11 protein-coding genes are annotated in these 14,207 nt (G+C 72.7%); 9 read left to right on the forward strand and 2 right to left on the reverse strand.

Going from position 1 to position 14,207, the window contains the following annotated elements; genetic code table 11:
* Positions 1–139: 139 nt before the first annotated feature.
* The gene (locus tag ACIA6B_RS18355) at positions 140–2,374 is read right to left on the reverse strand and encodes a ricin-type beta-trefoil lectin domain protein (protein WP_396775059.1); all 2,235 of its coding nucleotides are present in this window, start codon (positions 2,372–2,374) and stop codon (positions 140–142) included.
* Between the two features lie 270 nt (positions 2,375–2,644).
* A complete protein-coding gene (coaD, locus tag ACIA6B_RS18360; protein WP_396775061.1) occupies positions 2,645–3,076 on the reverse strand; it encodes a pantetheine-phosphate adenylyltransferase in 432 nt (143 codons plus the stop codon).
* A 438-nt stretch (positions 3,077–3,514) separates the two neighbouring features.
* Here coaD and ACIA6B_RS18365 point away from each other — a divergent pair, with 438 nt between their 5' ends.
* The 9 genes from ACIA6B_RS18365 (at position 3,515) to ACIA6B_RS18405 (ending at position 14,200) form a co-directional block, all read left to right on the forward strand.
* Entirely contained in the window at positions 3,515–4,678 is a 1,164-nt protein-coding gene (locus ACIA6B_RS18365; protein ID WP_396774705.1) for an ROK family protein, read from the forward strand.
* A gap of 37 nt (positions 4,679–4,715) precedes the next feature.
* Positions 4,716–5,765, forward strand: a complete 1,050-nt coding sequence (locus ACIA6B_RS18370; RefSeq protein ID WP_396774707.1) for an extracellular solute-binding protein — start codon at positions 4,716–4,718, stop codon at positions 5,763–5,765.
* Between the two features lie 109 nt (positions 5,766–5,874).
* Positions 5,875–6,948: an ABC transporter ATP-binding protein gene (locus ACIA6B_RS18375; protein WP_396774709.1), complete on the forward strand. Its 1,074-nt coding sequence runs from the start codon at positions 5,875–5,877 to the stop codon at positions 6,946–6,948.
* 55 nt (positions 6,949–7,003) lie between these two features.
* Positions 7,004–8,785 (forward strand): ABC transporter permease, encoded by a 1,782-nt coding sequence (locus tag ACIA6B_RS18380; RefSeq protein ID WP_396774710.1) that lies wholly within the window; start codon positions 7,004–7,006, stop codon positions 8,783–8,785.
* Positions 8,773–9,600 (forward strand): creatininase family protein, encoded by an 828-nt coding sequence (locus ACIA6B_RS18385; RefSeq protein WP_396774712.1) that lies wholly within the window; start codon positions 8,773–8,775, stop codon positions 9,598–9,600. The genes ACIA6B_RS18380 and ACIA6B_RS18385 overlap by 13 nt, the downstream gene beginning before the upstream one ends.
* On the forward strand, positions 9,597–10,568 hold the full coding sequence (locus ACIA6B_RS18390; protein ID WP_396774714.1) for an amidohydrolase family protein: 972 nt from the start codon (positions 9,597–9,599) through the stop codon (positions 10,566–10,568). The genes ACIA6B_RS18385 and ACIA6B_RS18390 overlap by 4 nt, the downstream gene beginning before the upstream one ends.
* Entirely contained in the window at positions 10,565–12,016 is a 1,452-nt protein-coding gene (locus ACIA6B_RS18395; protein WP_396774716.1) for a lyase family protein, read from the forward strand. The genes ACIA6B_RS18390 and ACIA6B_RS18395 overlap by 4 nt, the downstream gene beginning before the upstream one ends.
* The gene (locus ACIA6B_RS18400) at positions 12,013–12,933 is read left to right on the forward strand and encodes an ROK family protein (RefSeq protein WP_396774718.1); all 921 of its coding nucleotides are present in this window, start codon (positions 12,013–12,015) and stop codon (positions 12,931–12,933) included. The genes ACIA6B_RS18395 and ACIA6B_RS18400 overlap by 4 nt, the downstream gene beginning before the upstream one ends.
* A gap of 265 nt (positions 12,934–13,198) precedes the next feature.
* Positions 13,199–14,200 (forward strand): hypothetical protein, encoded by a 1,002-nt coding sequence (locus ACIA6B_RS18405; RefSeq protein ID WP_396774720.1) that lies wholly within the window; start codon positions 13,199–13,201, stop codon positions 14,198–14,200.
* Positions 14,201–14,207: the final 7 nt, after the last annotated feature.

The raw sequence follows: 14,207 nt of genomic DNA on the forward strand, positions 1-14,207 counted from the left end.
CCCGCGGGGGTGGGGGGGGGGGGTGGGTGGGGGGGGGTGTGTCTGCCGGTGCGGTTTTTACCGCAAAATTTCCACTACCGTGGTGGGGGTGGGGGGGGGGGGCCCGCCCCGGGGCGGGGGCCGCCCCACACCGGTCCCGTCAGGGACCGCTGACGATGCTCGTCACCTGGTGACCGCTGTCGACGGTGGCCCCGGTGTCGTTGATGACGTGGCTGATGGTGCCGACCCCGCCCAGCGAGACCGTCACCATGTTGCGGAAGCGCACCCCCGGGCGTGCCGGCACCTCGAACGCGCGGGCGCTCACCACGGCCGGGTTGACGTTGAAGAAGCAGTAGCTGCCCAACCCCCACGCCTGGTGGTTGGTGACCGAGTCGGCCACCTTGTACGCCGCCCAGCCCCGGGTCGACCCGTTCATCCAGGCGGCCTGGTTCGGCGGGTCGTAGGGCATCTCGTTCTGATAGAAGTAGGTCCGCCCGTTCTCGCCGTTCCAGATGGTCTGGTACTGCTGGTAGTGCTCCACGAAGAGGCCGTAGAACGTGACGTCGTCGCCGTCAACGACCAGCCCGTTGCGGCCGGTGTTGACGGTCCAGCCGACCGTGCCGCCGTTGCCGTGGTCGGCCCGCCAGATCCACGCGTGGTCACCGATCACGTCGTCGCTGTTGATCTGCATGCTCACCGTCGCCCGGCCGGCGATCGCGCCACCGACCCGGACGAAGACATCGGAGAGCACGGTCGGGTCGGCGGCGTGGTCGGCGCTCGACCCGGGGGGCCCGACCTGGAGCAGCACGTTCGAGTTCGTGGTGCCGGCGTCGAAGAGGACGCCGGCCAGCCGTACCCCGTCGACGTCCGCGATCGTCATCGCGGTGACCCCGTTGCGCGGCACGAACGTGGCCAGGCCCAGGCCGAGCACGACGGTGCCGGGCCGGGTCACGTTCAGCGTCTGGTCGAGCTGGTAGACGCCGGGGGTGACCAGCAGGTGCCGGCCGGCGGCCAACGCCGCGTTGATGCTCGCCGCGGTGTCGCCCGGCCGCACGATCTGGAACTGGCTCAGCGAGATCGACCGGCCGGCCGGGGCGCCGGCGGCCCAGGTGGTGCCGGCGGTGTCGGTGCGCTTCGCGGGCACGAACACCCGGTACGCGCCGGCCGCGTCCACGTACAGGTAGGGCTTCTCGGCCACCACCGGCGCGGTGCCGACCGTGGTGTACGGCGGGTTCGGGAAGCTGTTGCCCGGCGCGCCCGACACGCCCACGAAGACCTGGTTCCAGTTGGACCCGGTCCAGCCGCCGATCTCCGAGCTGCGGGTGATCCACTGCTGCTGCGACCCGGACTGGATCTGCCCGTCGACCTTGGTGTCGGAGATCCAACCCCCGGAGGACCAGCCGCCGTCGGAGAGCGCCAGGTTGCCGCGCACGTGCATCCGGCGGTACGGCGCGGCCTGCGACACCGACCACCGCTCCAGCCCGCCGGTCGGGTTGACGGTCAGTCCCTCCGCCGAGCGCCAGAAGTTCTGGGTGGCGTTCTGCGAGCCGTCCGGCCACCAGTCCGCCTCGACGTGCACCCGGCCGTTGACGGTGGTCTGGCCCGGGGTGAGGCCCAGACCGGCGACCTGGGTGAAGAAGCCGACGTTGGCGTCCACCGCGTAGCTGCCGGGCTTGAACAGCAACGCGTACCGGGCGTTGCCGAACTGGTTGGTCTCCTGCTGGGCGAAGACCGTGTTCAGCCGGCTCTGGATGGTCGAGGTCGGCATCGACGGGTCGAAGACGCTGACGTTCGGGCCGAGGTCCGGGTTGGTCACCGGCGTGTCCGAGGGGGGTGGCCCGGTGGGGGTGGCGGTCGGCGGCGGGGTGGTCGGGTTGCTCACGCCGGTGAGTGTCCACTTCTGGTTGGCCGAGCCGGCGCACGACCAGATCTGCAGGGGCGCGCCGTCGGCCTGGTTGTTGTCGCGGATGTCGAGGCACTTGCCGGACGCGGCGTTGACCAGGTCCCCGGCGGCGGTGAGCGTCCACTTCTGGGTGGTCACCGTGGCGTAACAGGTCCAGATGTGCACGGCGGCGCCGTTGGCGGTTCCGTTGTTCGCGACGTCCAGGCACTTGCCCTGGGAACGCACCGAGCCGTCGTCGGCGAGCGTCCACTTCTGACTGACGACGGTCGGATAGCAGGTCCACATGTGCACGGTCGCGCCGTCGGCGGTGGAGTTGTTCGCCACGTCGAGGCACTTGCCGTTCGCGGCGCTCACCAGCGAGCCGGTGCTGGCGGCGTACGCCCCGGTCGGGGCGAGGACGCCGACCGCGCCGACCGCGCCGAGCACGGCGGCGACCGCGCCGCACGCGGTGAGCCGGCCGGGCCATCGTCGGTACGCCGCTCCGAATCGCATCATGTCGGGCACCTTTCGTCGCCGGCACGCGTCGCGGGCGGCACGTGTGCCGTGGGGGTGGTGGGGGTGGGGTGCTACCGCCACGTAACCGCGTGAGAGTGACCGGAGTCAATGAATTCGGACGGTTCCGGAACTCGGTACACGCTCGGTCACCGTCGCGCGACGCTGTTCAGCGGGTCGGGTCGACGGTCGACAGCCTGAGGCAGCGGTCCGTGCTCTCGTGCGGTGGAGCGCGTTGAGCGGCTGGGGAGGCGGGGTGCGGAGGGCTGGCTACGCGGGCGTCCGTCCCCGGGTGCGCGCTGCCGTGGACGACGTCGCGGCCAGCTCGGGCCGCGCCGGCAGGAAGACGGTGGGCACGCCCAACGACTGGTTCATCGCGGCGAGCCGCTGTTCGGCCTGGAGGTCGGTGGTGTTCCGCACGCCACGGATGATCACTCCCGCACCGTGGCGACGGCAGTAGTCGGCGGTCAACCCGCGCCACGCCGCCACCGTGACGCTGGTCCACCCGGCCGGCAGGGCGGCCCGGACGGCGGCGGCCCGCTGTTCCTCGCCGCTGCCCGGCTGTTTGTCGCCGTTGACCGCGACGAGTACGACCACCTCGTCGAAGAGGCCGCGCGCCCGGTCCACCACGTCCAGGTGTCCGGGCGTCACGGGATCGAACGTGCCGGGATAGACGGCCCGGACCGGCGCGCGCCCCGCGATCGGCCACGCCGGATGTGAACCTGCCGCTGGTTCGGCTGTCCCGGCCGTGTCGGTCCGCATGGCCCGACTGTAGGTGACGTGCGCCCCGGCCCGTCGCGGCGACGGGGCAAGAGCTGTGGGTGCGTTTGTTGTCGCGGGAGCGACAACAGGTGCACCCAAAGGGGGCGCGTCGGAGAGTTGTCGACGCCCCGGCCGGACGGGTGACTGTCCTCAGTGGCAGGGTCATCACGGCGCTCAGGAGAAGGGCGCGACGGCATTTCTTCGTGATTCGAACTAAAGGCGGGTTGATCGTGGGTGCCGAGGTGGTGGCATCGGCGGAACCGGGCCCGTCCGGACGTGCCCATCACTGCCATTTGTCCAGTTCGCGCGCCGGGGTGCCGAGCCCGCGAGACCAGATCGTGACTTGACGCAATAGTTCGTTCGCCGTAGGAAGGAAGTGTGACAGACGTGGTGACCCCACCGACGAGCCCGGTGAGCCGGGAGCGGTCGAAGGAGATCAAGCGCAGCAGCGTGATCTCCGCCGCCCGTTCCGCCCGGGTGCTGTCCCGTGCCGAGCTGACCGAGCTGACCGGGCTGAGCCCCGCCACGCTCACCCCGCTGGTCCGGGACCTGATTGCCGAGGGCTACCTGATCGAGCGCGGCCCCGGCGCCTCCCGCGCCGGCCGCCCCCGGGCCATCCTCGAGTTCAACCCCCGTGCCGAGCTGGTCGCCGCAGTCGCGTTGGAACCGGCTCGGATCAGCTGCGAGATCGCCGACAGCGACGGCGCCGTCATCGCCCACCGCACCGTGCGGCGTACCGGCGACATCGTCGACCTGATCTGCACCGCCGTGCCGGAACTGGCCGGCGACGGGCTGCCCGCGCTGCGGGGCGTGGCCATCGCCGCGCCCGGCGTCTCCACCGGCGGCGCGGTCCGGCTCGCCCCCTCGGTGGGGCTGGTCGAGGCGCGCCCGGTGGGGGAGTCGGTGCAGCGGCGGCTCGGCGTGCCGGTGGTGGTCGACAACGACGTGAACCTGATGGCCGCCGGTGAGCACGCGGCCGGCGCCGGGACGGACGTCGCCGACCTGCTCCTGCTGCACGTCGCCGACGGTATCGGCGCCGGGCTGGTGCTGGACGGGCAGGTCCGACGCGGCTCCGGCGGCGCGGCCGGCGAGGTCGGCTTCCTGCCGCTCGACCCGGCCGACCGGGGGCACGACGGCATCGGCCCGTTCGAGGCCCGCTGGTCCGCCGGCGCCATCGCCGAGCGGGTGGTGGCCCTGGCCCCGGGCCGACGGCCGGCCGCGCCGGTACGGGCGCTCGTCGAGCTGGCCGCCACCGACGAGCGGGCCGGCGCGTACCTCGCCGAGGTGCTCGCCGCCTGGGCCCGGCTCATCGTCTCCTGCGCCTGCGTGATCGACCCGGGTCGGGTGCTGCTCAGCGGCGCCGCGGCCGACCTCGACGACGCCGCCGTGGACCGGCTCCAGGCGCTGGTGTCCGCCGGCGCGCCCAGCCCGACCGAGGTCCGCCGCGCGGTCCTCGGTGACCAGGCGGTGCTGCACGGCGCGGTCAGCTACGCGCTCTCGGCCGCCGCGTCCGGCCTGTCCACCCTGCTACCCGCTCCCTGACCGCTCCATCCCCCACAACACCCCTCGGAGGTACCCCATGAGACGTCGACTCCTGCTCGCCGGTGCGCTCGCCACCGTCCTTGCCGCCGGCACCGCCTGCGGCGGCGGCTCCGGTGACTCCGGCTCCGGCTCCGGCGAGGCCGAGAAGCTGACGATCTACACGGCCCGCGACAAGAAGGTCACCACCTTCGTCGTCGACAAGTTCACCGCCAAGTACCCCGAGTACAAGGGCAAGGTCGAGGTGCTCAACCTGGGCGCCCAGGAGATCCTGGAGCGGGTCCGGGCGGAGAAGGCCAACCCGCAGGCCGACGTCTGGTGGGGCGGCACCCAGCAGGGTCTCGCGTCGGGCGCGTCCGAGGACCTGCTCACGAGCTGGAAGCCGTCGTTCGCCGACAAGATGGACGAGAAGTACAAGGACCCGCAGGGCCGGTGGTTCGGCGAGATCCTGCTGCCCGAGGTCATCATGTACAACAACAAGGCGCTCACCCCGGAGCAGGCCCCGAAGGACTGGGACGACCTGCTGAAGCCGGAGTTCAAGGACAAGATCATCATCCGGGACGTGGCCGCGTCCGGCACCATGCGGTCGATCTACGCCTCGATGATCGTGCGGCAGTCGCCGGACGGCAGCAACCCGCAGCCCGGCTACGACTGGCTGAAGAAGCTCGACGCCAACACCGGCGCGTACGCCGCCAACCCCACCGACCTCTACCTGAAGCTGTCCCGCCAGCAGGGCACGCTGAGCGCCTGGAACCTCCAGGACATCCTGCTCCAGGCCAACCAGGCCAACATGCCGTTCGGCTACGTGATGCCGGCCTCCGGCGCCCCGGTGCTGGTCGACGGCCTGGCCCAGGTCAAGGGCGGCAACAGCGAGGGCGCGCAGAAGTTCCTGGAGTTCCTCTTCGACGACTCGCTCCGCGCCGAGCTGGCCAAGGACTACTACCAGATCCCGGCCGTGGACATCGCGGAGAAGCCGGAGTGGCTGGCCCAGCTCAACCTCAAGCCGCTGGACGTCGACTGGGACGTGATCGGCAAGAACGAGACCGAGTGGATCAACCACTGGAACAGCCAGATCAAGAACAAGGGCTGACCGGCCGGGACGCCGGGTGCCGCGCGCACCCGGCGTCCCGCCGTCGCCGTTCCGCACCACCCACCCCGTCACCGGTCCGAGCCGGTTACCGGACGCAAGGAGAGACATCATGATCGATGTCACGCTGGAGTCGGTGAGCAAGCGCTTCCCGCGTGCCGGCGACACGGCGGCGGTCGACGACGTCGACCTCCGCATCGGCGCGGGGGAGTTCTTCACCCTGCTCGGCCCGAGCGGGTGCGGCAAGACCACCACCCTGCGCATGGTCGCCGGCTTCTACTTTCCCAGCTCGGGCCGGATCCGGTTCGGCAGCGAGGACGTCACCAACCGGCCGCCGAACAAGCGCGACACCGGCATGGTGTTCCAGAACTACGCGCTCTTCCCGCACCTGAGCGTCGCCCAGAACGTCGCGTACGGCCTGAAGATCCGTAAGGTCGGCCGGGCCGAGGCGAAGCGCCGCATCGACGAGGCGCTCGGGCAGGTCCACCTCGCCGGGTACGGCGACCGCCGCATCGACCAGCTCTCCGGCGGCCAGCAGCAGCGCGTCGCGCTGGCCCGGGCGCTGGTGATCCGGCCGCGTACGCTGCTGCTCGACGAGCCGCTGTCCAACCTCGACGCCAAGTTGCGCGAGGAGACCCGGGTCGAGATCCGTCGGATCCAGAAGGAGTCCGGCACCACCGCGCTCTACGTCACCCACGACCAGGCCGAGGCGATGGCCATGTCCGACCGGATCGCCGTGATGGAGTCCGGCCGGGTCCGGCAGGTCGGCACGCCGCAGGAGATCTACCACCGGCCGGCCACCTCGTTCGTGGCCCGGTTCATCGGCCGCAGCAACGTGCTCAGCCTGCCGGTGGTGACCGCCGGCCCGGAACGGGTGACGGTGGCGCTGCCCGGCGGCTGGGAGGTCCCGGTCGCCGCGCCGGTCGACCACGGACTCCGCGAGGGCGGCACCGCGCTGGTCAGCGTGCGGCCCGAGCACATCACGCTCGGGGCGGCCACCGACGAGGGCGCGCTGCCCGGCCGGGTCACCGAGCTGGAGTTCACCGGCATGGCCACCAACCTGCTGGTCGACGTGGCCGGCGAGCCGGTGCAGGTGGCCGCGATCGACGTCCCGGCCGGGCTGGCCGTGGGCGACCAGGTCGGACTGCGTCTGCCGCCGGAGCGGATGTGGGTGGTGGGGGCGTGAGCGCGAGACGTGAGCCGGTTCTGCGAGCCCCGCGGTCGCGAACGGAGGTGACGCGGTGAGCACCATCCCCGCGACCCCGAGCGCGGCCACCGTCCCGCCGATCACCGAGGACCCCACCCCGCCGGGTCGGCGGTCCCGCCGCCCGCAGCTCAACGCCAACTCGCGCTGGTTCCCGTACCTGCTGGTGTTCCCGCTGGCGCTGGTCCTCTTCGGTTACGTGGTGCAGCCGATGCTCGCCACGTTCGGCGAGAGCGTCGGCGTGGACGGCCCGGAGAACTGGGCCAGCTTCCTCACCGGCGACGGCGTGGCCCGCTCCGCGCTGCTCACCTCACTGATGATCTCCGCCGCGAGCGTGTTCCTCTGCGGCGTCGTCGGCGTGGCCATGGCGTTCCTGCTGAAGCGGTTCTCGTTCCCCGGCCGCCGGCTCATCGAGGCGATCATCCTGGTGCCGGCGGCGCTGCCGCCGCTGATCGGGGCGATCTCGTTCCAGCTCCTCTACAGCGAGACCGGCATCCTGCCCCGGGCGCTGCAACAGCTCCTCGGCACCGAGAACCCGGTGCTGCCGTTCAGCGGCATCGCCGGCGTGCTGGTGGTGCACACGTTCACCATGTACCCGTTCTTCTACCTGGCCACGTCCGCCGCGTTGATGGGCATGGACCCGTCGGTGGAGGAGGCCGCCTACAACCTGGGCGCCGGCCGGGTGCGGGTGTGGCGGACCGTGCTGCTGCCGATGCTCACCCCGGCGCTGGTCTCCGCCTCGCTGCTGGTCTTCATGACGTCGCTGGCGTCGTACACCGCTCCGCTGCTGTTCGGGGTGGACCGCACGATGACCATGCAGATCTACATCAACCGCACCAACGGCGACCTGCCGATGGCCTCGACCTACGCGTCGGTGCTGGCGGTGGTGTCGGTGCTGTTCCTGCTCGGCATGCGCTGGTACGAGGGGCGGCGTAGCTACCGCTCGCAGTCCAAGGGCGTGGCCAGCCACCGCCGCGAGCTGACCAACCCGTTCGCCCGCTGGCTGGCGCTGGCCGCCTCGCTGCTCGCCGTGGTGGTGCTGCTCGCCCCGGTGGCGACCATCGCGCTGGTGGCGTTCTCCGAGGACGGGACGTGGACCACCGAGGTGATCCCGTCCGGCTACACCACGCAGAACTTCGTCACCATCTTCTCCGACCCGGACGCGTACCGGCCGATCGTCAACTCGCTCCAGATGAGCCTGCTGGCCACCGTCGGCTGCGTCGTGGTCGGCGTGCTCATCGCGTACGCGGTGCGCCGGCTCGACTTCCGCGGGCGTGGCCTGCTCGACGTCGCGGTCATGCTGGCCTGGGCGCTGCCCGGCACGGTGGTGGCGATCAACCTGATCTCGGCGTTCAGCACCGGCAACGCGTTCAGTTTCGGTCAGGTGCTGATCGGCACGTTCTGGATCATGCCGCTGGCGTACTTCGTGCGGTTCCTGCCGCTGGTGTTCCGGTCCAGCTCGGCCACGCTGGCCCAGCTCGACCCGTCGCTGGAGGAGGCCGCCCGCAACCTCGGCGCGTCCTGGGCGCGGGCGTTCGGCACGGTCACGCTGCGGCTGATGCTGCCGGGCGTGCTGGCCGGCGCGCTGCTCGCGTTCGTCAACGGCGTCGGCGAGTTCGTCGCCTCGGTGCTCATCTACACCTCGGAGACCGCGCCGATCTCCGTGGAGATCAACAACCGGATGTACTCGTTCGAGGTCGGCACCGCCGCCGCGTACGGCATGCTCCAGGTTGTGTTGATCTTCGTGGTGATGGTGGTCTCCGGCCGCCTGCAGAACGGCGGCCGGGCCGCGAAGGAGGCGGCGAAGTGGACGGCGTGACGAACCGCTGGCCGGCCGGCGGTGGGCTGCTGCCCGCCGCCGAGATCCCCGGCGGCGAACTGGCCGACGTCGTCGCGGCGGCGGACTTCGCGGTGCTGCCGGTCGGCGCCGTCGAGTGGCACGGGCCGCACCTGCCGCTCGGCGCCGACCTCATCCTCGCCGAGGGCTTCGCCGCCGAGAGCGCCGCGCCCGGGCCCGGCCCGCGCGGCGTGCTGTTCCCGCCGGTCGCGTACGCGGCCTGCCCCGGCCAGACCCGCCCCTGGCCCGGCACGGTGGCGATCCGGCCGGAGATCGCGGTCGGCTACCTCGCCGACGTGATCGAGGGCATCGTGGCGGCCGGTTTCCCCCGGCTGCTGGTGGTCAACGGCCACGACGCCAACATGTCCACCGTGCGGGCCGCCATGGAGTGGGTCTCCGGGCGGCGCACCGCCAGCCTGCTGCTGGTCAACTGGTTCCAACTGGTCACCCCGGCGGAGACCGGCGCGCTCTACGGCGACGTGGTCGCCCGCGGGCACGGCGGCGCGTACGAGACGTCCGGCGTGCTCGGCTTCGCGCCGCACACGGTACGCCTGGACGCCGCCACCGACCTGCCGCCGCGCCCGAAGCTGCCGGTGACCCACCCGTACGTGCTCGTCGAGTCGCGACCCGACCCGTGGCAGGGCTGGTCCGGGCACGTGTCGCGGGCCACCGAGCAGGCCGGCCGGACGGTGCGCGCCACGGCCGGCGCGCGGCTGCGCGAGATCGTGGCCGCCTGGGTGGCCGCCCCGCTGCCGGCCCCGCCCACCGCCGACCCGCTGCCCGAGGGGGACGCATGACCGTCGACCGGGGACTGGACGTCGTCGACTTCCACCTGCACTTCCGCATCGGCGCCGACGAGACGGTCCACGCCTGCGAGGACGCGGCCGGAATGCACCCGGGCGGCCCGCACGAACGCGAGGTGCGGGCCGCCGGGTCCGCCCCGTACGCCCGGCAGTGGCGTCGGGCCTGGAGCTTCCCCGACCCGGAGCCGCCCGCCGAACGCTGGCAGGACGAGGCGGACCGGTGGGCCGAGGAACTGCGCGCGGTGCGGGTGCGCCGGGCCGTCTTCGTCACCGGCGGCGGCAACGACGCGCTCGCCGACGTGGTCGACCGCCACCCCGACCTGCTGCTCGGCCTCGCCCACCACGACCCCTACGGCGCAGCCGCGGCGGCCGAGCTGGAGCGTGCGGTCACCGAGCGGGGGCTGCGCGGGCTGAAGCTGTTCGCGCCGCTGCTGCGCGGCCCGCTCGACCACGCCGACCTCGATCCGCTCTGGGCCACCGCCCAGCGTCTCGGCGTGCCGGTGCTGATGCACATCGGTCACTACGGCAGCGCCGGCGGCCTGCCCGTCGGCCGGTACGGCGGCCCGGACGAGCTGGTCCGGATGGCCCGCCGGTTCCCCGAGCTGAACGTGGTGGTGCCGCACTTCGGCGTCCAGCACGTGCAGGAGCTGTTCTTCGCGGCCTGGGGCTGCCCCAACATCTCCATCGACACGTCCGGCTCGAACCAGTGGGTGCGATGGATGCCGTACCGGCTCACGCTGGAGGACCTGTTCCGCCGCGCCTACGAGACGATCGGCCCGCACCGCATCGTCTACGGCAGCGACTCGTCCTGGTTCCCACGCGGCTACGTCACCCGCTACCTCGACGACCAGCTCCGCGTCTGCCACGAGCTGGGCCTGCCCGAGGACCACCTGCGCGCGATCTTCGCCGGGAACGCCGAGCGGCTGCTCGGCCTGACCGCGAACCGGAAGGAAACCCGATGAGCACGCTGACCACCTACCAGCGCCACCACCTGGCCCCGACCTACGACCACCACGTCGGTCACCTCTACCCGGCCATGGTGCGCGCCAGCCAGGCGCACGTGGTGATGCTGACCGAGCAGCGGCTGATCCCCGCCGACCGCGGGGCCCGGCTGCTGCGCGGCCTGGCCGAGCTGCGCGCCGACCCCACCGCCCTGCCGGCGTACGACGGCAGCTTCGAGGACACCTACTACCTGTTGGAGAAGCGCCTCGCCGCGGCGTGCGGCATTCCCACCTCCGAACTGGACGTGCAGCTCGCCCGCAGCCGCAACGACCTGGACGCCGGCGTGTTCCGGATGCTGCTGCGCGACCAGCTCGTCGAGGTGCTCCAGCGGGTGCTGGACACCGGCCGCACCGCGCTGGCCCAGGCCGACCGGTACGCCGACGTGGTCATCACCGGCTACACCCACCGCCGGCCGGCCCAGCCCACCACCATCGGGCACGCGCTGGCCGGCTACGCCGAGGCGCTGGTCAACCAGGCCGCCGCGTACGCCGACGTGATCGACCAGCTCAACGTCTCGCCGCTGGGCTCCTGCGCGTTCGCCGGCACCGACCTGGACATCGACCCGGCCCGGGTGGCCGAGCTGCTCGGCTTCGCCGGCCTGGTCACCAACTCGTACGAGGCGGTGGCCGGCGCCGACCACCTGGTCCGCGTCGGCACGCTCAACGCGCGGGCGCTGGCCACCGGCGCCCGGCTGGCCCGGACGCTGATGGACTGGCTGAGCTGGCAGTGGGTCACCACGCCGGGGGACTTCACCCAGGGCAGCAGCATCATGCCGCAGAAGCGCAACCCGGTGGTGCTGGAGCACCTCGTCTCGTACGCCGGGCAGGCCGCGGCGGACGCCGCGTCGGTGCTCAACAACGTGGGCGCCGCCTGGTGGGAGGACTCCAACAACGCGACCACCGACGTGCAGGTGCGGCTCTGGGAGAGCAACGACCGGGCCGAGCGGTTCTTCACGCTGGTCGGCGGTTTCCTCGCCGAGATCGCGCCGCTGAGCCCGCCCAGCCGGGAGGAGATCGTCGCCTCCGGCGCGACCACCACCGCGGCGGCGGACGCGTTGACCCGCCACGGCGTGCCGTTCCGGGCCGCGCACTCGCTCGTCGGCCGGCTGGTGCGCGACGGCGGGCCGGACACCTGGACCCCGGACGGTGTCCGCGCCGCCGCCGACGGGATCACCGGCGCGCTCGACGACGCGGCGGTCGCCGACCTCATCGCCGCCGCGGTCCGGCCGGAGCTGGTGCTCCAGCGGGCGCAGGCCGACGGGCCGGGCGCCCGCGCGGTCCGTACCCAGGTGGGGGTGCTCTCCGCCGCGCTCGACCCGGTCGCCGACCGGCTGAGCGCGGTACGGGGGTTGCTGCGCCAGGCGGACGACCTGCTGGACGCCGTGGCCGCCGAGCTGGGGGCGCGGTGACCGTGCGGCTGTCCGACCCGTCCGCCACCGGCACGGGCGGCCCGGGGCTGCTGCTCGGCATCGACTTCGGCGGCACGAAGATGGCGGTCGGGGTGTCCGACGCCGACGGCCGGCTGCTGGCCCACCGGCGGGTGCCCACACACGCCGAGCAGGGCGCGCCGCAGGCGCTGTCCCGGGCGCTGAAGCTCGCCGGTGACCTGGTCGGCGAGGTCGGCGGCCCGCTCGCCGCCGCGGGCGTGGCGTCGCCCGGCGTGGTACGTCCGGACGGCATCGACCTGGCGCCCAACGTGCCCGGCTGGGAACGGCTGCGGCTGGCCGACGCGGTCCGCGACGCGCTGGACGTGCCCCGGGTCGCGGTGGACAACGACCTGAACGCCGCCGCGCTGGCCGAGCTGCGGCTGGGCGCGCTGCGTGGCGTCGACCCCGGGCTGGTGGTGGGCATCGGCACCGGGGTCGCGGCGGCCGTGACGGTCGGCGGCGCGGTGCTGCCGGGCCATCGCGGCGCGGCCGGCGAGATCGGGTACGCGGTGGCCGGCGCGCCCTGGCCGGGGACGATGCTGGAGCTGGACTTCTCAGGCCGGGCGCTGGACCGGCTCGCCGCCGACCTCGGCGTGCCGGACGGAGCGGCCGGCCTCACCGCCGCCGCCGAGGCGCCGGGCGCGGCGCGCGACGCGCTGGCCGCCCGCGTCGACGAGGCGGCCCGGACGCTGGTGACCTGCTGCCTGCTGCTCGACCCGCAGCGGATCGTGTTGGTCGGCGGCGTGACGCGCAGCGCGGTGATCCGGCGGATGCTCGTCGACCGGCTGACCGAGGCGCTGCCGCACCCGCCCGACGTGGTGCGTTCCCGCTTCGCCGACGACTCGGCGTTGTACGGCGCGCTGGCGCTGGCCCGGGACACGGTGCCCGTCCCACACTGAGCGCTTTACCGATGTAGCGTGTGTCACATTTTCGTATACCTCCGGTGACCGGTCCCGATGCCGACATCCGTTGTGCCGCAACGGATCCAGCCTGCTGGGGTGCGATCGCCGGGCGGGCCGCGCGCCGCGCCGGGCACGCACCGGAATCGACCCGGCACCGGTGGTGAAGACCAATCGAACTTCGGTGATCGCGGATTTGCACCCGTCATTACGCTGCGGGGTGGTTGATCGCCGGAACCACGGACGACAGGTGGAAGAACCTCAGATGAGTGACAATCACCCTCCCTACGGAGGTTATCCGGACCCGAACGCCGGAGCGTGGGGCAACCAGCCCGACCCCAACGCGCCCTACGGGCAACAGCCGGCCTCCGGCGCGCCCTACGGCCAGCAGCCGGCGTCGGGTGCCCCGTACGGCACGCCGCCCGCGTCCGGCGCGCCCTACGGCACGCAGCCGGCCTCCGGTGCGCCGTTCGGCGCCCAGCCGGGTGCGCCGTACCAGGGGCAGCCCGGCTATCCCCCGCCGGCGCCGTTCGCGCCGGTCCCGCCGCCGGCCAAGTCGAAGAAGGGGCTGATCGTCGGCCTCGCCGCCGGCGCGGTGACGCTCACGCTGCTGTGCTGCGGCGGTGGGCTCGCCTACGTCGCGTTCGGTGGGGACGACAAGGACGACCCGACGCCGATCGCGTCCGGCAGCGCGACTCCCGGGCCCGGCGCCTCGACGCCCGTCCCGAGCCAGTCCGGGCCGGAGTCGACCGGGCCGGACGAGCCGTCCAACAACGACGCGCTGACCGCCCGCTACTCCAGCGAGATGTCCGCGGTCTGCGACGGCGGGGCGATCCTCAACGCCGCCCCGTACACCACCCCGGCGAACGCGAAGGCGTACGTCTTCTCGAACTCCCCGGACCGGCCGTCGTACTGGTCGCAGAAGTCCTTCAGCTCGGAGAAGCCGTACTACGCCAAGTCGGCGGACTTCGCCACCGTGTCGGTGATCGGCTGCCTCAAGATGGTCGACGGCAGCGAGGGCACGCCGAAGAAGTGCCAGTACAAGGCCAGCGACGGCAAGGCCGTCACGGTCGACTACATCTCCTCCCGGTACACGCTGACGTTCCACGCGGCGAAGACCGGCGAGAAGATCGGCGACGGCGGCACCGTGACCGCGCCGGCCGCCCGCTGCCCGAGCTTCATCTCCTACAACAAGGTGACGATGAGGTCGTACGCGGCGCCGGACAGCGGCACCATGGAGGCGGCGCTCGACCGCTTCCTCAAGTAGGCAGGTG

It is taken from the genome of Micromonospora sp. NPDC051141, assembly GCF_044455765.1.
In the GTDB taxonomy this organism is placed as follows: domain Bacteria; phylum Actinomycetota; class Actinomycetes; order Mycobacteriales; family Micromonosporaceae; genus Micromonospora.